24 protein-coding genes are annotated in these 21,658 nt (G+C 40.5%); 7 read left to right on the top strand and 17 right to left on the bottom strand.

Annotated elements, in window-relative coordinates:
- Nucleotides 1-100: 100 nt before the first annotated feature.
- From ACED53_RS19585 to ACED53_RS19595, 3 genes are all read right to left on the bottom strand, one after another.
- Nucleotides 101-385 (bottom strand): type II toxin-antitoxin system RelE/ParE family toxin, encoded by a 285-nt coding sequence (locus ACED53_RS19585; RefSeq protein WP_017100239.1) that lies wholly within the window; start codon nucleotides 383-385, stop codon nucleotides 101-103.
- Nucleotides 375-626 (bottom strand): type II toxin-antitoxin system Phd/YefM family antitoxin, encoded by a 252-nt coding sequence (locus tag ACED53_RS19590; RefSeq protein WP_198594980.1) that lies wholly within the window; start codon nucleotides 624-626, stop codon nucleotides 375-377. The genes ACED53_RS19585 and ACED53_RS19590 overlap by 11 nt, the downstream gene beginning before the upstream one ends.
- Before the next feature lie 351 nt (nucleotides 627-977).
- Complete coding sequence (locus ACED53_RS19595) at nucleotides 978-1,181, bottom strand: hypothetical protein (protein WP_017100241.1); 204 nt, start codon at nucleotides 1,179-1,181, stop codon at nucleotides 978-980.
- 194 nt (nucleotides 1,182-1,375) lie between these two features.
- On the opposite strand from ACED53_RS19595, the gene ACED53_RS19600 reads away from it, so the two are divergent.
- Nucleotides 1,376-1,540 carry a hypothetical protein gene (locus ACED53_RS19600; RefSeq protein ID WP_199861935.1) on the top strand — a complete coding sequence of 55 codons (165 nt, stop codon included), beginning with the start codon at nucleotides 1,376-1,378 and terminating at the stop codon, nucleotides 1,538-1,540.
- Here the strand turns inward: ACED53_RS19600 and ACED53_RS19605 are convergent.
- From ACED53_RS19605 to ACED53_RS19635, 7 genes are all read right to left on the bottom strand, one after another.
- Nucleotides 1,524-2,000, bottom strand: coding sequence for a toll/interleukin-1 receptor domain-containing protein (locus ACED53_RS19605; protein WP_102579892.1), 477 nt, complete (start codon nucleotides 1,998-2,000; stop codon nucleotides 1,524-1,526). The two genes, ACED53_RS19600 and ACED53_RS19605, sit on opposite strands and share 17 nt — an antisense overlap.
- Nucleotides 2,000-2,959, bottom strand: coding sequence for a caspase family protein (locus ACED53_RS19610; RefSeq protein ID WP_102579893.1), 960 nt, complete (start codon nucleotides 2,957-2,959; stop codon nucleotides 2,000-2,002). The genes ACED53_RS19605 and ACED53_RS19610 overlap by 1 nt, the downstream gene beginning before the upstream one ends.
- Nucleotides 2,960-2,972: 13 nt before the next feature.
- Nucleotides 2,973-3,374 (bottom strand): TIR domain-containing protein, encoded by a 402-nt coding sequence (locus tag ACED53_RS19615; RefSeq protein ID WP_102579894.1) that lies wholly within the window; start codon nucleotides 3,372-3,374, stop codon nucleotides 2,973-2,975.
- A gap of 106 nt (nucleotides 3,375-3,480) precedes the next feature.
- Nucleotides 3,481-4,023: a DNA-binding protein gene (locus ACED53_RS19620; RefSeq protein ID WP_102579895.1), complete on the bottom strand. Its 543-nt coding sequence runs from the start codon at nucleotides 4,021-4,023 to the stop codon at nucleotides 3,481-3,483.
- Nucleotides 4,024-4,065: 42 nt separating this feature from the next.
- Nucleotides 4,066-5,151 (bottom strand): ATP-binding protein, encoded by a 1,086-nt coding sequence (locus ACED53_RS19625; protein ID WP_102579896.1) that lies wholly within the window; start codon nucleotides 5,149-5,151, stop codon nucleotides 4,066-4,068.
- A gap of 147 nt (nucleotides 5,152-5,298) precedes the next feature.
- A complete protein-coding gene (locus ACED53_RS19630; RefSeq protein ID WP_102579897.1) occupies nucleotides 5,299-6,681 on the bottom strand; it encodes a DEAD/DEAH box helicase in 1,383 nt (460 codons plus the stop codon).
- Nucleotides 6,675-7,205 (bottom strand): hypothetical protein, encoded by a 531-nt coding sequence (locus tag ACED53_RS19635; RefSeq protein ID WP_102579898.1) that lies wholly within the window; start codon nucleotides 7,203-7,205, stop codon nucleotides 6,675-6,677. The genes ACED53_RS19630 and ACED53_RS19635 overlap by 7 nt, the downstream gene beginning before the upstream one ends.
- Before the next feature lie 103 nt (nucleotides 7,206-7,308).
- Here ACED53_RS19635 and ACED53_RS19640 point away from each other — a divergent pair, with 103 nt between their 5' ends.
- Genes ACED53_RS19640 through ACED53_RS19650 form a run of 3 tightly spaced genes read left to right on the top strand, consistent with a single transcriptional unit; the run spans nucleotide 7,309 to nucleotide 9,834 of the window.
- Nucleotides 7,309-7,626, top strand: coding sequence for a helix-turn-helix domain-containing protein (locus tag ACED53_RS19640; protein ID WP_102579899.1), 318 nt, complete (start codon nucleotides 7,309-7,311; stop codon nucleotides 7,624-7,626).
- Nucleotides 7,627-7,628: 2 nt separating this feature from the next.
- Complete coding sequence (dgt, locus tag ACED53_RS19645; RefSeq protein WP_102579900.1) at nucleotides 7,629-9,158, top strand: dGTPase; 1,530 nt, start codon at nucleotides 7,629-7,631, stop codon at nucleotides 9,156-9,158.
- Nucleotides 9,148-9,834, top strand: a complete 687-nt coding sequence (locus ACED53_RS19650; protein WP_102579902.1) for a hypothetical protein — start codon at nucleotides 9,148-9,150, stop codon at nucleotides 9,832-9,834. Before dgt ends, ACED53_RS19650 begins: the two co-directional genes overlap by 11 nt.
- Before the next feature lie 372 nt (nucleotides 9,835-10,206).
- On the opposite strand, the gene ACED53_RS19655 is transcribed toward ACED53_RS19650, so the two are convergent.
- The 6 genes from ACED53_RS19655 to ACED53_RS19680 all read right to left on the bottom strand — a co-directional run bounded on the left by ACED53_RS19655 (nucleotide 10,207) and on the right by ACED53_RS19680 (nucleotide 15,765).
- Entirely contained in the window at nucleotides 10,207-11,079 is an 873-nt protein-coding gene (locus ACED53_RS19655; protein WP_017100395.1) for a DnaJ C-terminal domain-containing protein, read from the bottom strand.
- A gap of 141 nt (nucleotides 11,080-11,220) precedes the next feature.
- The gene (gene dnaK / locus ACED53_RS19660) at nucleotides 11,221-13,110 is read right to left on the bottom strand and encodes a molecular chaperone DnaK (RefSeq protein WP_102560513.1); all 1,890 of its coding nucleotides are present in this window, start codon (nucleotides 13,108-13,110) and stop codon (nucleotides 11,221-11,223) included.
- A gap of 178 nt (nucleotides 13,111-13,288) precedes the next feature.
- The gene (locus ACED53_RS19665) at nucleotides 13,289-13,708 is read right to left on the bottom strand and encodes an Hsp20 family protein (RefSeq protein WP_017091829.1); all 420 of its coding nucleotides are present in this window, start codon (nucleotides 13,706-13,708) and stop codon (nucleotides 13,289-13,291) included.
- A gap of 431 nt (nucleotides 13,709-14,139) precedes the next feature.
- Nucleotides 14,140-14,649 carry a hypothetical protein gene (locus tag ACED53_RS19670; protein ID WP_102421416.1) on the bottom strand — a complete coding sequence of 170 codons (510 nt, stop codon included), beginning with the start codon at nucleotides 14,647-14,649 and terminating at the stop codon, nucleotides 14,140-14,142.
- 605 nt (nucleotides 14,650-15,254) lie between these two features.
- A complete protein-coding gene (locus ACED53_RS19675; protein WP_017098235.1) occupies nucleotides 15,255-15,533 on the bottom strand; it encodes a hypothetical protein in 279 nt (92 codons plus the stop codon).
- Nucleotides 15,534-15,597: 64 nt separating this feature from the next.
- Entirely contained in the window at nucleotides 15,598-15,765 is a 168-nt protein-coding gene (locus tag ACED53_RS19680) for a DUF2913 family protein (RefSeq protein ID WP_017098234.1), read from the bottom strand.
- Nucleotides 15,766-16,428: 663 nt separating this feature from the next.
- On the opposite strand from ACED53_RS19680, the gene ACED53_RS19685 reads away from it, so the two are divergent.
- Nucleotides 16,429-17,676: a ParA family protein gene (locus tag ACED53_RS19685; protein ID WP_017098231.1), complete on the top strand. Its 1,248-nt coding sequence runs from the start codon at nucleotides 16,429-16,431 to the stop codon at nucleotides 17,674-17,676.
- Nucleotide 17,677: 1 nt separating this feature from the next.
- Nucleotides 17,678-18,631 carry a ParB family protein gene (locus ACED53_RS19690; RefSeq protein ID WP_102258082.1) on the top strand — a complete coding sequence of 318 codons (954 nt, stop codon included), beginning with the start codon at nucleotides 17,678-17,680 and terminating at the stop codon, nucleotides 18,629-18,631.
- A gap of 191 nt (nucleotides 18,632-18,822) precedes the next feature.
- Here ACED53_RS19690 and ACED53_RS19695 read toward each other — a convergent pair whose 3' ends face one another.
- A complete protein-coding gene (locus ACED53_RS19695; protein WP_017099008.1) occupies nucleotides 18,823-19,869 on the bottom strand; it encodes a replication initiation protein in 1,047 nt (348 codons plus the stop codon).
- A 1,396-nt stretch (nucleotides 19,870-21,265) separates the two neighbouring features.
- Between ACED53_RS19695 and ACED53_RS19700 the strand changes: the two genes are divergently transcribed.
- On the top strand, nucleotides 21,266-21,658 hold a 393-nt coding region (locus ACED53_RS19700; RefSeq protein WP_371715293.1), incomplete at its 3' end, for a transposase.

Genomic DNA, 21,658 nt, shown 5'->3' on the forward strand with positions numbered 1-21,658 from the left:
CTCATTAGTGATTGTACTCACTTAACTCAGTGTCCAAAACTGCTGGTGCGGATCAGTTTCGAAAAAGACGGATTATTGATCACCAACGAATTTTCCCTCTCTACAATCGCTTTGCTGCAATCTTATAAACTTGATTACGCTCACGCTTACCAACTGCCACTACAGAAACAATCACTTCTTGATCTCTCACCTGATAAACAAGTCGATATCCCGCACTTCTCAGTTTTATCTTGTAACAGTCTTGCATGCTGCTTAACTTTGCCGATGACACATATGGATTTTCTAGACGTTCAATCAGCTTCTTTTTAAACTGAGATCTAATGGTGCTATCCAACTTGTACCACTCTTTCTCAGCCTCAACCTTGAAAACTAACTTATAAGTCATCGATGCTGATCTCTATTTCTTCTGAATGTTCACGCTCTTTAACTATCTGAGTAAGCTCAATATCTTCCAGTTTATCCATGAGCATTTCATAAGCATCAGCAGGAACGCAGTAAAATGCAGGTTGATTGCGATTCAATACTGCAACGGGAAACCCATCGGCTTGTTCAATGACTGCCATAGGGTTTTTTTTCAGCTCGCTAATACTAGTTGAGTTGTCAGCGAGAATGGGACGAACAGTTATCATAACTTAATCCTTAATGACCATTTAACAATACCAACAATAAGTCTTTAAGGTTATAAAGTCAAAAAAGACCTGTTAACAGGTCTCAAAAACACACTCGTTATTGTCGATGAGTATAGGCAGGGCATGTGTGCAAATTCCTATTTACACGAAGATACACACACGCTAACGGTGGAAAGCGTAGAAATCAATGTTCTAGATACTGGTGCTACTAGGTTTGGGGGAAAACGGATAAAGCACAAGATCTTGAAAAACACGGTCAGTATGTGCTGGCGACAAGTTATCGTAGCCAAGAAATATCTGTCTATTTTTATGAACTTCGACCATACAATAAGCTTGTCGCTAACAATCTCAAGTATTGATATTAACCCACGACCCGTTAACTTTTTTGGCAACAAGAATGCCCGCTACATCAAATACCTGAATAAGAATTGATTCATTATTTTGAGCGGCATTAGACGCCGACGTTTTTACACCTTTCATTCCTTTCATATAGCCACTGTACTCGTTGAGTATAACATCACCAATAGAAAGCTTAACGTTATAAAAAGCCATATCTACATCTCCTTACGGGACGAATTGAGGTGTAAATCCCTTCTCGATTGCAGAAGCCGCTCATATTTAGCACTCAATGTTCCCCTGTTCATTCCCAAGAGACAGCGATTAAGAGCTCACCAAAAACGAGAAAGCAAAACCTCTACGAAGAAAAAATCGCAAACCTGAGAGAGCGTTTAGCGAATGAAAAACGCTTGAAAGAAAAATATTACAAGCAAGCTGAAGACTATAAACAACAATTAAGTGAAATGGCCAGTCAGCATAACCAACTGGCCTTAATGATTCAGCAGTATCAGTATCAAGTCGCCGAATTAGAATCAGGTACTACACAAATGATTGACGTTAATAACCTCGAGTAATTCTTCCCTTGAGACTCTTATGGAAGTTTTCAGCAGCATCTTTACCAGTGGTTGCAGAATCGAATACGCCTCGACGGTTTAAAGCAACTGTCTTTTCTCGACGGTACTCCTCAATAAACAAAGAAAGATGGCTCATTCTTGCCATTTGAGGCCACATTTTTAAGTACTCTGGTAAAGCACTATACCCTGTTCTATAAGAAGATATTCGAGTTGCTGATATTGTTGCCTCCCCAATCTCAAATGGAACCCACCAGGAGCTTGCGGTATCCTGTGATATAACCGCAATCATATGTGTAGAGCGAGCAATATTTCTTGTTATGACTTCGGTAATATTCACACTCGTTTGTGATTCCGTATCTAATACATCCAAATAGGTTTCAATACCAGAACTTCGTAGGTGTCTATCAATTTCAAGTGCTGTACCCCTATCAGTATGTCTATAACTAATAAATACTGTCATTAGAAATGCCCCTTAATTGCAAGTTCACGATAATATGCACCCAGTGCAGTAAGGCGGCACCCTGCAGACTCCATAGCTGCAAAATACATATGCTCTGAATCAACAGGCTCTATCAAACTATGACGATTACATTTTTGTAGTTGAGCAAAAATTTTGCCCAACTCTGGATTATGGTTGCTGTATTCAGGCTCATATTCGGGTGTAAGAGCGTAAACAGTTTCGGGCTCTGGAAACCATTCAGGTAACTGACGAAGTGTTTCTAAGGGAACTAGGGGGGTATGTTCTTTTAAAGAAATAAATTCTGAAACGTTGGTTTTAAATACAGGTCTTTGCTCCCATGGGCCTAATGCATTATCCACAAAAGAGTAGAGACTACCAGGTGTAACGTGGCCAAGAACATTTGTCGCCCCTCCATGCAAAGCTTGGAGCATAAGCTTAGTAAAGACTCCATGACCACTAACCTCTTGAGCATACTCATCCTTTCTACAAGCAGTTAAAATTGTTATTCCATCACTAATAACGCTTGCTCCTCCCTTCAATTGGCGCACCTCGCCTGCACCACCGGCCTCACAGCAATCAAGGATAATAATTTTGTTCTTTATTCCAGTTGCATTATCGGCCCATTGAAGAATATCACTCACTCTCACACCATCTCTTGAGTCTCGATAATCTTGAGGAATGATCATTCCTTCATGGAGGTTATCGTCAAATTGCCCATGACCAGCAAAATATAATAGAGCTACATCACATGAGCCAGAAAATAGCTCCTGTATTGACTCTTCAACAAAGCGTCTACTTAGATTGTCTTCCGCAGTTGTATATACCTTGCTATGGAAATTAGGGGTACCAGATGCGTGTCGTTTAAGTACAGACGCCATCTCAATGGCATCGTTATTACAGCCATTTAATGGATTAATATTCGAATAATCATTTATCCCTAGAAAGAGTGCTTTTCTCATGATGTCATCCCTCTTACGCCAATCGACGAATCGCAGAAATAATGCTTTCAGTCGACCAATTACATACTTCACTAGCCGCACTCCTTACCGTTGTGGAAATATTAGACGAACCAAAAGGTTTAACGGCTAGAATTGGTTTCCCCAATCGCTTTGCGATCTCTATCTCTTTATTGATCCACTTACTATGAGTTGAATAGACGCCAGCCATAATTACAACAACTGAGCATGCTCGAACTTTATTTTCAATCGCTTGTGATAACTGATAATCAGTTCTAGCTCCGGTTATTGGGCTGCTCTTCGGTACGGAATAATTCTTAAAACTGAAGTAAGGACGGGAATTTAACAAATTGGTAAAATTTGTGTATTGAGAGCCATAGTTCCATGAGTGGGAAATAAACAAGTTATAAGTATTCATTGTGTAGGTCACCTTCTGATTCAATATTTTTTTTTAACCAGACCTAAGGGTCATAGTGGACAAAAATGAGACTACCCCTAAATTCTGGTTAAATCAATTATTTTAATCAGAAACTGCCAATTAATTTATATACAAATTCTTTTCCGCCACTTTCTGCAGCTTCTTCAATTCTCTTAACATATCCAAGTTTATAAATATTCTTCAGGCGAGTACTCGCATTTTGTGTAGATATATCAAAATGTTGTGCGACTTTGTTAGTGGTTGCCTTTCTTTTCTTAATCAAATATTCAACCAACTCTTTGACTGATTTCGTCATATCTGGGCCAATGAACGTAGCTGAATTTCCTTCCCAGACAGTCATAGGTTGCTCTTTAGCAATAGCTCCATATGTCCAGTTATCAATTAAATCCTCATCTTTGAAGTTAGTTAAATAGAAGAATTTTTCTCCAGAAAAATGTTTAGCAAGAGCCATCACACTCTCACGTGGGAACGATGCATCAGTAGCAACTATTCCATCGAGAGAAATCTCAAATGTATCTTCATTTTGATGACAAGCTACAAAGTCAAAAAGAGCAGCGTATACAGCTTTTCCTTTTACGTTGCCATTTGGATGTTCATCTTGAGTAAAGTCTTTGAGTTTTAAAAGCATGAGTTCTGATTCATATATTTTATTTAATGAGAATATAGCACATTAATCGAGATAAAAATCAAAACAAATGTGAGTTCCAAGGATTTTTGTGAGTTCGTCTTGATATGAAAACTCATAAACTTGCCCTTCTTGGTACTTAATAGTGATTTCAAAGCATTCCTGCCTTATGCAAATGGTGGCATCAAACTTAGCGGCATTCTTTGCACTCAATTTCATTCCTAAGCCACGACTTTTATAATTGGGATCTTTTGCACCACTAATTCCCCCATTCTCAAACACTTCTTGAAGCAATAGTGCATTTGATTTTGTATTATCTAATGGATACTTTTGATATAACTTAGGGTATCTGAGCTGCAATACAGGTCTCAATGTACCAATAATGCCCTTCCCACTATCCGAAAAGACTGTCTGTACGTTTTTTCTTTTCTTACCTTTTCCATAAACTTGAAGTGCTGCAACTCCTGGAATTGATGTTTCAGAATGCTCAATAATGTTGTTAATAAACTCAGCTATGAACCCAAAAGCTGTGTTTGCATGCTCTTCACCTGCGAGTTCAACAAATGATTTTTTAAGCCTAGTAGGTAGATCCGTCTCTTTTGTATCAAAAGGGATAGAAACAAACTCCATAACTTTACTATTTTGACCGTAATGGCAAGAGTGATCTTGAACTTTAGGGATAACATTAATTGTTTCATTTAATTCATCAAACAACCCTACTCGGCAAAGGTATGAAAAAGATTCAGAACATTCTAAAAAATCTAACGTTATAGATTTCCCATTGATTGAAAGCTGATTAACAAGACATAAAATTCTAGATACAGCCCCAAGTAAAATCGTACAATTACGAAACTCCAATCGAACTGATTCTACTGAATCTAACCAAAGGTCTTCATTCTCGAATAGAATTTTTTCAAAATCAGATGCTCTAAGCCAGCCTGCTTTTTCAATCTTTACAACCGTCTCAGGCCTACCTAGATACCATCTATTTTCAACACATTTGAACTGACCACTTTCATCGTGGTGTAAAAACGAGTTAACTGATTTTTTATCCAATTTCAATTGCTTCGCAATTTCTCGGCCTTTTAGCCCTGAGCTACTTTTTAGCAGGCATTCTATTTTTGACTTCATTAAACATCACTCATATTTAGACGTATCCACAACCTCAAAACCACCTCACCAATGCCACATTGCGTATAGTGACTTAGCTCATATTCAAAAGTGGCGATATTGTAACTGAAATAATGGATTAACTAGAGTGCAGAGATCATTTTTAAACTACGAAGCGGCTAGAAAGGCTGAAATTACGCGCTGCTTAAAAGTTCCCAATCGAAGTTCGTCGAATGCACTAAGAGATCCAGTTGAATTGGAGCCTGCGCCGATAGTATTACTCCAATTCAACTTTAAATTCACTTCATCTCGGTCTTCTAGGAAGCGATTATCACTTGAATGAGCACGTTGAGATCCTATTTCAAACTCTATCAAGCTATCTATTTTTGCAAACATGCAAGAGTCAGGAATGTCTTGTTCAATCCGCTCTGAAAACTCTATCAGGCTTTGCTCTGCAAAAGTAAATAGCCACGCGTGTTGGTTTGCTGGCCCATTAACTCTAAGAATACGCCCAAGAACCTGTCTAAAATACAGCTCAGTTTTAACAGAGCTCATATGGCAACAAACTTGAAGCCGAGGAATATCAGTACCCTCACTAATCATTCCAACGCTGACAATCCATTGAGCATCACTTTGGCGATAACGTTCTATTACTGCTAAAGGTTCTTCGTGGCGATAAGTGACTATTGAGACTGTTTGAGCGTACTTTTGAGAGAGTATCTTTTTAATTGTTTGCGCATGTTGAACGGATGAAGCAACAACTAAACCTCCTGCACTTGGGGATTGAGTGCGGATTTCTGCGAGCTTTTTACAGCCGAGTCCAAGTAGGTACTCCATCGCTTCTTGGTTATGTATGACACTTTGATATGAAGTTTTTGTTTGCTTAAGCATCTCTAAGATTGAAGAAAACGATTCAACTTTCTCATCACTGGTCACTGAAAGATGTTCGTTATCAACCAACACCAACTTTGGAGATCGGCAAACCTTATCAACAATTGCTTGCTTTAAGGTGTATTGATAATCAACGAGGATTTGACCTTCAGGGTCACTATATTCAGACATTACTATTGGTAGAGAGTCTGAACGCCATGGAGTGCCTGACATAGCAAGTGTGTAGGTCGCGAGCCCTTGAATCTTAGTAAGTACTTGCAGGCCCCAAACGTTCGCATTTTCAAGTTCAGACCCAGAGCAATGGTGAATCTCATCAAATACAACAAATACTCGATGGTTACGTAACGCCTTCCAAAAATCATCATTAAGGAATTGAATAGATTGATATGTTAACGACTGTCCAATAGAGCCTAATCCGCCATTAAAAGTGCAATTCAGAGTCTGAGAAAAGGTTCTTTTAATTCCATCAGAAACCGTTAAAGATGGAGAGAAGCACAATACAAGGTCGACCATATCATTGCTAAGCAACTTTGATGCAACTGTTGCAGCGAGCACTGTTTTACCGGCGCCAGGAGTTGCTTGGCAGAAGAAGTGTTGTTGATTTTCCCTGAATTTCTGTAACGCTTTTTCAGAACACTCTACCTGCCATTGTCTTAACACGGTTGATCGCTCTCCGATAGAGTTTTAAGAACATTCTCTAGCCCATTCATCTTCCCAAGCAAGTGTGCTGAACGTTCTCTTGCTTGCTGTAACAGTGGAAGTAAGCGACTCTCAAGCTCAGGGAAGCGGCATCTTAATGAATGGTATTCATCTATTTCACCAAGCACGATCTCCAATTCACCTTTGTATTCCTTACTCTCTCGAAATAACACAGAATAATCCGATGCAGATTGCTTTACCGAAACTTCACGTTCAGGTTTTCTTCGAGACACAACTTCAAGTTCTATAAATTGTTCGGTTTGAAAATACCTTTTGTTCCTTCCTTCACCCTCGCTTCGAAGCCAACCCCTTTGTTGATATTGCCATATTTGGCGATAAACCTTCTTCCGAGCTTCATCAAGATTCTGTGTAGCACACCCACCATTTAATGAGACATCCCTTGCCTCTATAACAGAAAAACCATCCATTCTTTTTTCAATCAACAACTTGTGCATTAATGCACTGATTTTTATAGAACGTTTCATGTACTGCTTATACCAACCTAAATACTAAGGATTGCTTAGTATACAGAAATCAGTAAAACTAAGAAAATCTTAGTTAAGTAGATATTTAAGATATGAGCCATAAGTGTCATTCCAAAACCCAATTCCACTACGCCTCAAAGAGGTACGTAAAAAAGCTAAACTCTCCCAGAAAGCCTTGGGAGTGCGGATAGGTATGGATGAAAGCTCTGCAAGTCCGAGAATGAACCAGTACGAAAAAGGAAAACATACACCCGATATCCAAACGCTGAAATTGATCGCGGATGAGCTTGGTGTGCCTTTAAGTTACTTTTTCTGCGAAGATGACGATTCAGCAGAGTTATCAACTTACATATCTCAACTAACGAAACAACAAAAAGAAGATCTAATAAACCACATCAGAAATAATTACCTAAGAGAATAAGCGTGAAAAATATTGTAAAGAATGAAAGACATCGTGAGTCCACAGCTGAGCACGCATCCCTCCTAGCTGCTACTCAAAGTGATCGTGCGCGGCTAATGTACTCAGCATCATTTCGAAGGTTGCAGCAAAAAGCCCAAGTTTTCTCGTTAGAAAGTAATTCCGCGGTACGTTCACGCTTAACTCACTCTCTGGAAGTTTCTCATATAGGCCGTTACATCGTTGCCAGCATCTCAGAAAAGATTAAAGATGCTAATAAGATTGACCAGGAACAGAGGGATTATTGGAAAGATAATGGTTTAGCCCTATCTAACATTGTAGAAACTGCATGTTTAATGCACGACATTGGTAACCCACCATTTGGGCACTTTGGCGAAGCTGCAATCTCAAAATGGGCAAGCTCTAAAGAAGCGATTGATACGTTATCAGCCTCCTTAGGTACAACATCTGAAGAGAATCAAAGAGCCCTTAATGATTTTAGATTTTTTGATGGAAACCCACAGGGATTTAGGATCATCACTAAACTTCAAGGTGATGATGGCTTTTATGGTTTAAACCTAACTTACACTCAACTTGCCGCATTCTTAAAGTACACATATAGCCCTGCAACGGTTAACGAGCATAAAGATAAGCCTTTCACTAAAAAAGTAGGATACTTCGACACTGAAATTGATGTAATAGAAAGTGCTTGGTCTACTCTTGGTATGGCACCGAATACAAGACACCCTCTAGGCTTCTTAATGGAGGCTTCTGATGATATCTCATACTGTATTAGTGATATTGAAGATGGGATAGAAAAAGGCATTATTTCCGTAGACCATTTCAAAGCTAATGTAATCCAAGGGCTAGAGAAGGTCAGCCTAAAACACGATAAACCTCAGATATGCTCGGCCTTGAGCAACATTCTAAGCTCCGATAAACAGGCTCCTGTTGGACAATTTTTAAGTTTCAAAACGAAACTGTCAAACTACTTAGTAGATAGTGTTGCCCAAAGTTTTGTTGATCAATATAACGATCTCATCAGTATGAGTGTGCACAAAGAAATCATATCTAAGGGCACCCTAGAGTATGACTTGTTAAAAATATTAAAGGTTTATACTGGTGACTACCTGTTTACATCTTCGGAAGCCGAGTGCATGGAGCTATCTGGATACTCCATAATTTCGGGAATTATTTCTGACTACCAAAAGCTGCTAGAGCTTCCCCTAGCGCAATTTACGTCATTAATTATAAATGACTTCGATTCAATTAAAGAAAATGACCTCCACATCCATAGAAGGCTCTTTAATCGACTCCCAGAAAAACATCTAAATGCATACAAAGCGGCTATTTTGAAGAACTCGTTACCAAATGTTCTGAAAGAGCTTGGTGATAATACTTCTCTTAACGACTCTCTAGTTGAGCATTTAGCTCAGTTTGATAAAGTGAAAGAGTGGAATTTACGAACCCACCTAATCATCGATTTTGTATCAGGAATGACAGACCAGTTTTCAATGGAGTTTTTCCATATGTTGAAGGGGATAAATGTTAAATAATCATACAGGCAACAACTTCCACGGAATGAAGCTTAGTCGCCACCCTGTTGCATGGGTATCACAAGTATTAGTTCCTTTGATTAATAGCAATGCTCAGTTGGAAATGAGTAGATATCAGTACGTACCCCAATCCTTCAATGATCACAGATCAACATTTTTGGTACCAACCGCTCAAGTAAACGAGAGCTCACTTCTTGAGATGTTGATGTCTCTAGAACCAGAAACCGAATTGGCCGTACATTCAAAAGTATTCGTTAACAACGAGTGCTATCACATTCCAATGATCGACTTTGGCTCAAAAGGCTCTACACCTTCTGCATCAGAGGCTATTAAAGAACTATGTCGATATTGGAACATGGGCTTCAATCTGTACGAGAGTGGTCGATCATTTCATGGTTATGGCAATCGACTTTTAACAAATGATCAGTGGCTACAATTTATGGGAAGTCTTTTACTCTTAAACAAACCAAGTGGCTATAAGCTTATAGATGAACGGTGGGTCGGACATCGTATTATGGGAGGGTACTCAGCGTTAAGGTGGAGTAAAAATACCTCACACTATAAACGCTTTCCAGTGCATTGTGGTTTCGTCAACGCAGACACTTTCCAAATACAGGAAACTGCTCTCAATTCTATAATTCCCCCTCCGCCGAGATCTATGGGGCCTGCTTTTTAATGAATTGAAGTCTGGAAAATTGATTTTCCAGACTTCAATTTTCTTAAAATTTAACCTATTTTTTGTTTTTTCTGGAAAAGAGCGCTTATTGCTTGCTATCACAAGGTTTCCAGACTTTCTCCAGATGAGCACCTAAAGAGTAATTCGTAGAGAGCCAGTTCCACCCTGGCAGGCGTGGAACTGTGGTCGATAATTAAAAACGGACAGCTCGATAATCCTGAAGGCTTATCTGCTTGGGAGCAATTTTACGCACTAGCAGCCTAATTACATCTAAAAACCAGTACACTTATACTTCATCATAATTTTGCGATACAACCCCACATTATACGGCTTTGGCTCTAGAGCTGGTTTTGTTCATTTTACTTTAAATGACTAAAGCGTTGCTCCAAATTGTTCTAACAACTCACGTTGTGCATCGGTTAGATTTTTGGGTATTTCAACTTGAACCTCCACCAATAGATCGCCCGCTTCACCTTTACGACTTGTCACGCCTTTCCCCGTCATCTTGAATTTACGCCCTGTTTGAGTACCCGCTGGAATTTTGAGTTTAAAGCGACTGTCTAACACATTCACCGTAACTTCCCCCCCTAAAGCCGCAGTAACCATATCAACTTTGGTGTGACAAATAATGTCATTACCATCGCGGTCTAGAAACCCATGTGGTCTGGTTTCAATAATGAATAATAAATCCCCCGAAGGACCACCATTAACGCCTAAACCACCTTTACCGGAGTAACGTATCTTTTCACCATCTTTAATACCCGAAGGGATCTTAACTTTGATTTTTTTCTGTTTACCATTGATTAGCAATTCGACCGTTTTTTCAGCCCCTTGAACCACATCAATAAAGTCTACAGTAAGCGTATATTGGTGATCTTGACCTTTTTGTCCGCGTGGGCGCCCGTGTCCACCACGAGTTTGTGAGAAGAGATCCTCAAACCCTCCACCAAAGCCGCCACGTTGGCGGAAGGCATCACTAAAGAAGTCTTCGAACCCACTGTGACCACCAAAACCACGATTCTCAGATTCAGTATGACAAAATTGGTCATACTGAATGCGCTTTTCTTTGTCTGTTAAAATTTCATAAGCATCTTTTACTTCTTTGAAATTCGCTTCTGCTGTCGCATCTCCGGGATTTTTATCGGGGTGATACTTCACCGCCAACTTCTTGTAGGCTTTTTTAATCTCTTTCTCCGAGGCTCCCTTAGATACACCTAGCACGCTGTAATAATCTCGTTTTGACATGCTAAAAACTCACTCAATTTCTCATTCAAACAAAAAAGGGCGTATGAGTGACCTCTTACGCCCTGAATACCAATAAGTTCACGTCTCCATGATACATAACTCAACGTTTAACAGCTCGAAAGCAATTATCCGTCAGTGGCGTTACTTCATTTCTTCAAACTCAGCATCAACAACATCGTCGTCCTGCTTAGGTTGTTCACCAGCTTGCTGTGCTTGTGCTTTCTGTTGAGTAATTTCCATTAGCTTTTGAGCTGCTTGCATAAGTTCTTGAACTTTAGCGTCGATCACTTCTTTTTCGTCACCAGACTTAGCTAATTCTAGAGCTTCGATAACCGCTTCGATTTTAACTTTCTCGTCTGCAGGTAGAGCTTCACCCGCTTCTTCTACTTGCTTCTTAGTACCGTGAATCATTTGGTCAGCTTGGTTACGTGCAATGACTAGCTCTTCGAACTTCTTGTCCGTTTCTTTGTTAGCTTCTGCCTCTTGTACCATTGCTTCGATCTCTTCCTCAGACAAACCACCTGATGCTTGTATCGTGATCTTTTGCTCTTTACCTGTTGCTTTATCTTTAGCAGATACGTTCAGGATCCCATCCGCGTCTAGGTCGAATGTTACTTCGATTTGTGGCATGCCACGTGGAGCTGGTTGGATACCTTCTAGGTTGAACTGACCAAGAGACTTGTTGTAAGTCGCTTGCTTTCGTTCACCTTGAAGAACGTGGATAGTTACTGCGCTTTGGTTGTCTTCAGCTGTAGAGAACACTTGCACCGCTTTAGTCGGGATAGTTGTGTTTTTCTCGATAAGCTTAGCCATTACCCCGCCCATCGTTTCGATACCGAAAGAGAGAGGAGTAACGTCAAGTAGTAAAACATCTTTAACGTCACCAGCTAGCACTGCACCTTGAACAGCAGCACCCATTGCAACAGCTTCGTCAGGGTTCACATCTTTACGTGGCTCTTTACCGAAGAATTCAGTTACTTTAGCTTGAACCATAGGCATACGAGTTTGACCACCCACTAAGATAACGTCAGTGATTTCGCCTACAGATAGGGCAGCATCTGCAAGAGCTACTTTTAGTGGCTCAAGAGAACGTTGAACTAGGTCTTCAACTAGAGACTCAAGCTTCGCTCGAGTCACTTTGATGTTCATGTGCTTAGGGCCATTCGCATCAGCCGTAACGTAAGGTAGGTTTACGTCAGTTTGAGTAGTAGAAGAAAGCTCGATTTTCGCCTTTTCTGCTGCTTCTTTAACACGCTGCATTGCTAGTGGATCAGTTTTAAGGTCGATACCTTGCTCTTTTTTGAACTCATCTACTAGGTAGTTAATCATGCGGTTATCGAAATCTTCACCACCAAGGTGAGTATCACCGTTAGTTGAAAGAACTTCGAAAGTTTTCTCACCTTCTACTTCATCAATTTCGATGATAGAGATATCGAATGTACCACCACCAAGGTCGTATACAGCGATAGTGCGATCACCACCTTGCTTGTCTAGACCGTAAGCTAGAGCAGCAGCAGTTGGTTCGTTGATGATCCGTTTAACATCTAGGCCTGCGATACGACCAGCATCTTTCGTTGCTTGACGCTGAGCATCGTTGAAGTAAGCAGGAACAGTAACAACTGCGCCAGTTACTTCTTCGCCTAGGAAGTCTTCAGCTGTTTTCTTCATTTTCTTAAGAACTTCAGCAGATACTTGAGGAGCAGCCATTTTTTGGCCTTGCGCTTCAACCCAGGCATCACCGTTGTCAGCCTTAACAATGTTGAAAGGCATGATTTCGATATCGCGTTGAACTTCTTCATCTTCAAAACGACGACCGATTAGACGCTTGATAGCGAATAGGGTGTTTTGAGGGTTAGTAACCGCTTGACGCTTCGCAGGTTGACCAACTAGCGTCTCACCTTCAGTGTATGCGATTACCGAGGCTGTTGTGCGTTCGCCTTCAGTATTTTCTAGTACGCGAGGTTTGTCGCCGTCAAGTACGGCAACACATGAATTTGTTGTCCCTAAGTCAATACCGATAATTTTACTCATAATAAGACCTCTCTTATTAAAATTATTTTTTCTAATGCAAAATATGTAATTCTATTCTTCTATATGAGTACAAGCGTTTAAGTCTTGCACTCTAGTGGTGATAAACAGCAATATTTTTAGACAAGGTTAGTAAAATCGAATACTAAAATCACCTTATCCGATCCTGTTTCCCCAGTCATTATTTGTGGATTGAGATCTGACGGGGTTGCATTGCTTCTGGGACTTCACGGACGAGGTCTACGTGCAGCAAACCATTTCCCATACTCGCTGCTTTAACGGTTACGTAGTCAGCCATCTGGAATTTACGTTCAAAGTTACGCTCTGCGATCCCTTGATAAAGGTAATTAGGTTTAGTTTCTACAGGCTGAACTTCACCGGAAACGATTAACATATTTTCGTTCTGGGTAAGAGTTAGTGCATCTTCAGAAAAACCAGCTACAGCCATCGTAATACGATAGTTGTTTTCGTCTTTCTGCTCGATGTTGTATGGAGGGTAGCCATTACAAGATGGCTTATTCGTGCTACTCTCCGCTAGGTTAAATAGACGTTCAAAACCAATGGCATGACGGTATAGCGGAGAAAAATCTACATTACGCATAATACTATCCTCATAAATAAGCAATAGTTCTTAGTGTTTAGTACACCAAGACCGGAGACAGACTCTATTGCACCACGTAGGCGCCGTAAGACATATGTTCCAGGTGTTAACAGGTTTAAGGAACTCGCTAATGTCGCATACTACAACGTCAACGTTCCTTGATTACAATTGCCCTAGCTTCCCTAAGAAGGCGAAGTGGGCAACTTAAGAACTTCATCTGTCAGTTCGTTTTTTTAAAATATTATCCCAAGAGAAACCTGTCAATACTAACATTAGGTTTTTTTGGTCATTTATAAATTGTTAATTTAGCAAAAGCGCTAGCTCGATTCTGTCAGATTCGATCTAACAGGTTCTTCGCTGGCTCATTCCTACACACAACCCAAATCGCGGGCCTGGATCTGTCAGCATATAATGTATTTTAATGTGACACCCTAAGCGCCAAAACGCACATCAAAACAAAACCCTGAGCACTTAAACGTCCCCTCCCCCTTTGTCACAAATCGCAATGCTGGAAATACTGACCCGTAGTTGGTGTACAGAATGATGTGATCCGCTCGCTCGTGAAGAAACCATTCACCAAAGCCAGCGCCATTTAATTCGATGAAAAAGTCACGGATTTCATGGAAAGCAAAACGACGCGACCCCAATAGCGGAAACTGCTGCTTGATAGCTTCAACGAACCCTTGGTCTTTTAACGCTGCGATATCAGCCTGCTGCTCGGGCGATTGACGACGACTGAACATTTTCAAACGCTGGATTTTGGAAACCCAATCAGACTTTTTTTTCGCCTCATCACGACACTTTTTGACTTGAGAGCGCAACTTCAATACCGCCAAAGGACTAGAGATATCATTTTTTGGTGAGCTTTCGTGCCCCAGCGGCGAAACGCTGGTCGATGAATTTGAATTAGAGAGAGTTGGGATTGAGTTTTGTTGCGCCATGAGAATTTCCTTTCTGTTTGAGTATCACTTTTCGGAGCCGCTTGGCTGTCCGCTCTCTCAACATCGTTCTGCTTTGCAAGGGCGCACAGCGGCAAAGCCTCCCTTGAAAAACAGGTTGTGGGGAGAGACGGTTAACAGCCTGCGAACCCAAAAATGAAGCGAGTGAAAGAAATCGGCGCATAAGAAAACAAGCCCTTATTCGAACTTATTCAAAGACAGAGAGATCAACGAGGAGAGAGGACGAGGTGCCTCGAACGAAGAGAGAAGTGCCTTGGGTGATTGTTCTCAGGAACGTAGAAGCTCATCGAGCAGGCTCGATAAAGCAACTCAAGTTGTCGACAGAGGAGCAAAACGAAGGAATAAACCGAGCGGAGCGAGAACGTCCCAGTGAAGAAGCATCAACAACAGAACCACTCTATTAGAGATAAAACGAAGCACACGTGATAAAAATCAAGTGATAACGACCAGAAAATGAACCATGACCTATGTCCTTATACAATTCATCTCACCTTTCTCTTTGAGAAAGCGTTCATACCTCCTTTTTACTGTGCCACGATCGAGTCCCAATACCTTTGCAGCATAAGTATAGTTTCCTAGGGAATGAATCATGCATTCATCCAACAGCCCCCCTCCACCGCTTTCATCACCACACTCATATCAGGATCGCTATTAGAACTGACATAAACCAACAATCGAGCAGCAAGACATTTCCGAACTTTCAACAGATCGACTAGCATTTGCTTTTCAGTCCTATGCAGTAGCAGATGAATAACTTCCTGATCATCAATATGACCCACTTCCACTCGATAGGTTCCTGTACCTTGGACTTTATCAATCAACGTATTTAATCGATGAGTTTTAACCTTCTTAGAAAAAGGTTTCATTTTCTAACATTGAGGCAAAACACTGCTGTTCAAAGAGAGCGGTCAACATGATGTAGAGCTCATCCTAATGAGTGAATTTGGCTTGATAATTGAGGTTAATTTCGTTCATTTGCCATAAATTTTCCTCTAGGTGGCCCTTGGCATTCCTGCCTATACTCAGCATGGTCTTCAGCTCTTTCTTACATTTAGAATATTGAGGCTGTTTTATCTTTGGCTTGATGAACTCTACCAAAAACTCATTTCTTTTTTTTGTAGGCCAATAGGCTTGGCTTTGGTCAAATGAATAATAACGAGAGGGGAGGCGTTTGAAATCGTTTGGTCTATTGCTTGATAGTACTTTAAGTTAAGGCTCATGAATGGTCGCTAACTCTTATAATCCGGTGGAAGAACGTCCGAAAAGCCTGAGCTCAAGGTAGTCAAGGTGATACAACCGCGCCTCAGCCCAAACATAATTAACAATTAAGGCGTGACTTGAACACGCTAAGAATAACAAGGTTAATCTCGTTATTTAAGTTTATTCAGTACGTTGAAGAATTCTTTGAATTCAACCGTAAATAGAGCACCGACTATTACTGGTAGACCGCTATTAAAAGCGGACCTGCTTAAATTTCCCAACGCCGATAGCAGATCGCTCTTTTAAAATCACGTCTAGTGCTCTCTCAAATACGTACTTATTGCCCTTAATTAAGTCTCGTGCACCACCACTGTTAAACCAGATGAAAGAATAATATTCAGAGTAATTTGATAAGGTTGTTTTGAAAACAACCCCCATTGTCCCCGTTTAGACACCCATTAAACTTAAACCTTTATTAATTAAAAATATTCTTAAAAGGTTTAATTTGTATCTTTAGTGCTTTATATTGGTTACATGAAATTAAGGCATTAAGGGCACCCAATGACCACCATCATCGATTCATTAGAACTTGTTTGTGAACGTATGCAGCAAGAGCAGTCAGATCTGAAAGCCGTTATCAAAGAGCGTATGCAGATCAAAGTAACTGATACAGAAATTGAGGGGAGTGTCGATAGGCTTATCTATAATCACTCATTGAAGAAGAAAGAGCTTCAAGAGCTGTTTGGCTTATCTCGTGTGACCTTCAATTCTAGAATAGATGAAGCAACCGAGCAGGGCGTCGTTGGCGCTCCTATTATCCAAGGACGCACTCACCTGTATAATCGCTTCGACGTCGCCAATATGATGGAGTTCATGAACTTTCCTAAGTACAACCAGCGCTTTGAACCGACAACCGTTGTAGTGGAAAACCATAAAGGGGGCACTGGCAAATCCACCACGACAGTAACCCTAGCGACCACTGCTGCGCTTGATCTTAATCTTAATGCACGCTGCCTAGTGATAGATTTAGATCCCCAAGGCTCAACAGGCCAAAACCTGATTCATCAAGCCGACGATGAATCAGTCTACATGACAGCTGTTGATATCGCGCTAGCAGGCCAAGAGCCCGAAGGTGATTTTTCTCAATACCTTAATGACTACCGTTATGACGAGTTAGTTAAAGCGATTCCGTTTAAGACTCACCTCCCTAACTTAGATGTGATTCCTGCCTTCCCATCAGACGAACGCTTTGTCGATTCTTACTGGGGGCAAGATGAAATAGGTCAACGGAATTTGCTGAGTGTGTTGCGTGAAAAAATCTTACCCATACTTAAAGAAGAGTACGACCTAATCTTCATCGATACGCCCCCACAGAACTCTCCAATTCTCTGGGCAGTGAATGAGGCGGCTGATGCGGTCTTGATTCCAGTCACCCCACGAGAGTTTGATTTTGCCTCAACGAGTAACTACATGGCCACTATGCCAGGTACATTTAGAGCATTACCATCACAAGGAAAAAATTTAAAGTGGGCTAAATTGCTTCCAGTGAACTTCGATGAGAAGAGCGCTCATGAAGTTAAAGTGTTTGATAAATTGCTGCGTGCGGCGCAAGGGCATTTATTATCAACAGCGATCCGTCACTCTGAAGCGTTTGTCGCGGCTGCGGAAAGCAACCGTACAGTACTGGATATTCGAAAATCAGAGCAGATTTGTAGTGGTAAACAATTTGATTTAGCTATGACATCGGTGAATGCCGTGTACCACCAATTCATCACTGAAATTAAGCAGCTAGCAACAAAAGGGCTATAACATGTTACGACCTCAAGACAAGCGAACCGGCTTTAACCAAGGCAATCAATTAGGAAAACGAGTTAAAGCCGAACCCCCTAAAAAAACATTCACGTTTGCTAGCGGTAAAACAGCCACTGCAGAAAGAGTGGTGGTTAAATCAGATGAACTTGAAGTTAAAACTGCAATTCACCCTTTAAATCCACGTCGCCAAGATTCGCTTACGCTTGATGCTGTGCGTGATATATTACCAAGCGTTCAGGAAGAGGGCGTACATACTGAAGGCGTCGCGACCAAAGACGGGCAGGGCACTTACCAGTTACTTGATAGCTCACGTCGCCGTTTCACTTGCATCCATGCTAAAAAAGATTTACCTCTATGGGTTATTGAAGGGGAGATCGACCAAGCTGATTTGCTCGCTTTTATTCAAACTACTCAATCTGTAAAGCGCTTGTCTTACCGAGAATTGGGAGCTGATTACAAAAGCGTGATGCAAGCACAAGGCTTTACGAAGCTCGATGAACTAGCTGACTATCTGAATATTGGACGTGAAACTTGCCGAAAGCGCTTTGCTGCAGCATCAGTTGATCAGCGTTTGATTGAGGTCTTTCCTGATTGCGAAGGGATCCCAAATGGTTACTACGCTAAGCTGGCTAAAGTGGAAAAGCAGTTAGATAAAGAAGGTACTACAACGGCACATTTCATCAGTTCACTTAAGGTGGATGTAGATAATTTAGTCTCTGTAGAAGATAAACAAAAGCAAGTTCTTGCTCAGATGGAGTCGAAGCTTTTAAAGGGTAAAGATAAAATAAGCTGGAAGACTAAACCATTAGCGCTGTTCGATGACAAGAACAAGTATGCAAAGGTATCTCACAGCAGTGATAAGCGGGGGCTTAAGATTGAATTGAGTAGATTGCCCGTTGATGTGTATGACGATATCATACGGTTTGTTTCTGAAAAAGTGCAAGATAAGTAAATAACAACCCCGCCAATGAGCGGGGTTTTTAATGGGGACAATGGGGGTTGTTTTGCCCTATGAACAACAAACCACCTCATTATTTAGATGTCATAACAAAGTTGATGAATATAAAACTTGAGATCAGTATCACTGAAGGTAACAAATTTTTAGTGTTAGCTGCAAAACACTAAAAATCTGTTACCTGAAAATCATAATTCCATTAACTCTAACCTGTGATAGAAAATAGAATCAAACTGCATATCTGCAGGCATTACGATAATACCCATCCTAACACTTTCAATGGCGAGTTTATGGTGTTTACTTAACTCACCATTGACAGGGTATGAAAGTACAATATTAAAGGCTTCTTTTGCGAGTTTTAACATCGGGTTATCAGGTGCTAGCTCTTCAGCTAACTTTGCTCTTTCCAATGCCTCACCTTTATTGTCACTTTTTTGCTTCCATTGGAAAAGGAACTCAAGCGCAACAATACTCTTTCCTCGATAACGAGCTTTATAACCATACGATCCAGACTCTTCATCAACCAAAAAGCTTAGCTCTTTTCTCACTTCTTCGTTAGAAGCAAGCTCTTCGATTGGCTTACGAATACATCGTTCCATGAAGACCTTGTTGTTGGTATAACTGGATTTGGTTAACTTCCCTTGCTCATCTAAGAGACCGAATAAACCATGTAATTGCGCTATCGATTGCTCATGCAACTTCATTCCAGGCTTTTTAAAGCGAGATAGAATAGTGTAAAGGCGCTTAGAATGTTCTGACTTCAAACTACGAAAAGATAAATGGTTAATTTGAGCGTGGCCAGCTGACTGAGCAAGATAAGCATCCATTAATTCAGCGTTAGGCACCATAATTAGCGCCCCTTTTTTATACGCAACTCGACTAAAAAGAGGCATAAAATCAAATTCTTGATCAGCATCGTTCATTAAGCCTACTTTGCGCGATGAGAGCCTTTTAGCCATAGGCTTTAATGTTGGATAAAGCTGCTTTGCTGAAAGACCAAACCACTCCTTTAACACTTCAGATTGAAACGTATATTCAGGTGCGTATACGTGTCGACCTTCCTGATACGCAACCCAATGGTCTTCGTGTAGTCGAGAGAGGAAGAGTGCAAATGTATCATGCTCTCTCGCCGTCAGTCCTAGCTGGCTAAAAACTAAAGCATGGCTTTTCTTAAAAAAGTCATTAGGCAATTCACGGTAGTCTTCAGTTGTGATCAACTGTCGATGGTCAGTCATAGTAATTAGTTTCAGGTAACAGATTATTAGTGTAGTACAAGGATAAGACTAAATTTCAGTAACCTCAAGAACGTAATTCACAATTTTAGACTAAATTCCTGTAACCTTAATAGAAATACTAAAATGAAACACTCAATATCAAGACTTATGGGATAAAGTCTGTTTGGACACTAAAAAAATGTAACCTTCACACTAAAATTTAGATCAATAACACTAATTTCTTGTTACCCCCAGACTAATTAAAAGATCAACAAGACTAACTACAAGATCAATCACACTAATAATATGTTGCCAAAACCTCAATATCATTATGATTTTAAAGTGTTTTTTAGCAATTATAGATCTTATATAAATTATAGATCATATAGAGGTTATATACTGTTATAGAGATTGTGGATAATGTGGATAAACTCAATTTAGTAAATAAAAAAACTACTTATCCACATAAAATAAAGAATATTAGAAAAACTAGCTTAACGTTCATCGATCAATGTTTTTCTACTTTCCTACTACGGACTTCCAATTTCCGTAAGTATTGGTGCCATAGAGAGTAACGAATGCATAAACCTGACGGGCAACGCTTTGGCGTTGCTTTGTCGGATTTGTGTATGGACAACTATTCGCTCGTTCCTCACGAAAGTTGTCCATACACAAATCTAGGTTTAGAAACCTTCAATATATGATCTGAGGGAGATCTTTTAATCTCGTTGTATATTGGGGCGACAAAAAGTACGGTTCATCAGCCACTTCTGAGTGGCTTTGTTTCCGTAATCAACCCACTTTGTCTTTTGATGTCATTAGGCGACTCGATAGCTCTCGGTCATACCAAGCTGCATAAATCGATTTAATATTGATGCCGCTTGCATCATTTCCTGTTGTTGATTGTTAAAGTCTCTACTGTGTAATTTGGGGCCAATAATTGTTTTGTAACGCTACATTGCATTATCTGAGACATTCCGTTTTCCATACTGCTTTGTCTTTTGCCTGCGCGTGGGACTTAATGCAGAGTACACCACCAAATTGCTCACCCTTTTAGGGTTATGAGCGTCGTCAGCATACAGATTTTCTTTGGGAGGAATCGCTATGTCAGTTTCTGGAAATTCGCTCGCTAATGCGTCATAGACGTCATCGGTATCGTATATTTTATCTGCTGAAATATGGCCAACTTCCACATCAACTTGCCCACACAATTCTTCGACAACCTGAAAATGGTTCTATCGCAAACTTTGAAGCTTTAGGTTAGGATTTGTTCAATTTCCACTCAACACTCTGAATCGTCATGTTTAAAGGCTGCCACTTTCCCTCTGAAGTCATTCTCGAAACCGTACACTATCTCTATCTGGCAGGGTAGTTGTCACTGTTAGAATTTAACCAGTTTGGGCGATAAAGAGTAATTGTGTCTCGTATCTCAGTAGAAAGAAAAGAAGCTATATTGAAGAAGCTATTACCTCCATATTCGATGTCAGTTAAAGAAGTGTCAGAAGACGAAGGAATTAGCACTGCGCCCCTGTATCATTGGCGCCAGCAACTCAGACATTCAGGAGCCGCCGTCCCAAATACCAACACTTCATCAGAGCAGTGGTCTGCTCAAACTAAACTTGCCATTATCGCTAAAACCAACTCAATGATAGAAAGTGAACTCAACCAATATGATCGTGAAAAAGGTCTTTTTCCAGAACAAATCCAAAGCTGGCGCCGCGAATGTATGCAAGGGTTTAAGTCGAGTAAAGAGCGGGAAGCTGAAGCAAAGAAGCAGGCTAAAGCTGACAAACTTGAAATCAAAGAGTTG

This window comes from Vibrio sp. 1F169 (assembly GCF_041439605.1).
In the GTDB taxonomy this organism is placed as follows: domain Bacteria; phylum Pseudomonadota; class Gammaproteobacteria; order Enterobacterales; family Vibrionaceae; genus Vibrio; species Vibrio tasmaniensis_A.

Bases quoted from the DNA above. Each gene is read 5' to 3' on its own strand.
- ACED53_RS19665 (WP_017091829.1), bottom strand. From the start codon at position 13,708: ATGCGTAATGTAGATTTTTCTCCGCTATACCGTCATGCCATTGGTTTT.
- ACED53_RS19615 (WP_102579894.1), bottom strand. From the start codon at position 3,374: ATGAATACTTATAACTTGTTTATTTCCCACTCATGGAACTATGGCTCT.
- ACED53_RS19585 (WP_017100239.1), bottom strand. From the start codon at position 385: ATGACTTATAAGTTAGTTTTCAAGGTTGAGGCTGAGAAAGAGTGGTAC.
- ACED53_RS19620 (WP_102579895.1), bottom strand. From the start codon at position 4,023: ATGCTTTTAAAACTCAAAGACTTTACTCAAGATGAACATCCAAATGGC.
- ACED53_RS19670 (WP_102421416.1), bottom strand. From the start codon at position 14,649: ATGGCGCAACAAAACTCAATCCCAACTCTCTCTAATTCAAATTCATCG.
- ACED53_RS19625 (WP_102579896.1), bottom strand. From the start codon at position 5,151: ATGAAGTCAAAAATAGAATGCCTGCTAAAAAGTAGCTCAGGGCTAAAA.
- ACED53_RS19610 (WP_102579893.1), bottom strand. From the start codon at position 2,959: ATGAGAAAAGCACTCTTTCTAGGGATAAATGATTATTCGAATATTAAT.
- ACED53_RS19635 (WP_102579898.1), bottom strand. From the start codon at position 7,205: ATGAAACGTTCTATAAAAATCAGTGCATTAATGCACAAGTTGTTGATT.
- ACED53_RS19655 (WP_017100395.1), bottom strand. From the start codon at position 11,079: ATGTCAAAACGAGATTATTACAGCGTGCTAGGTGTATCTAAGGGAGCC.
- ACED53_RS19595 (WP_017100241.1), bottom strand. From the start codon at position 1,181: ATGGCTTTTTATAACGTTAAGCTTTCTATTGGTGATGTTATACTCAAC.
- ACED53_RS19605 (WP_102579892.1), bottom strand. From the start codon at position 2,000: ATGACAGTATTTATTAGTTATAGACATACTGATAGGGGTACAGCACTT.
- ACED53_RS19675 (WP_017098235.1), bottom strand. From the start codon at position 15,533: ATGAAACCTTTTTCTAAGAAGGTTAAAACTCATCGATTAAATACGTTG.
- dnaK (WP_102560513.1), bottom strand. From the start codon at position 13,110: ATGAGTAAAATTATCGGTATTGACTTAGGGACAACAAATTCATGTGTT.
- ACED53_RS19695 (WP_017099008.1), bottom strand. From the start codon at position 19,869: ATGACTGACCATCGACAGTTGATCACAACTGAAGACTACCGTGAATTG.
- ACED53_RS19690 (WP_102258082.1), top strand. From the start codon at position 17,678: ATGTTACGACCTCAAGACAAGCGAACCGGCTTTAACCAAGGCAATCAA.
- ACED53_RS19685 (WP_017098231.1), top strand. From the start codon at position 16,429: ATGACCACCATCATCGATTCATTAGAACTTGTTTGTGAACGTATGCAG.
- ACED53_RS19650 (WP_102579902.1), top strand. From the start codon at position 9,148: ATGTTAAATAATCATACAGGCAACAACTTCCACGGAATGAAGCTTAGT.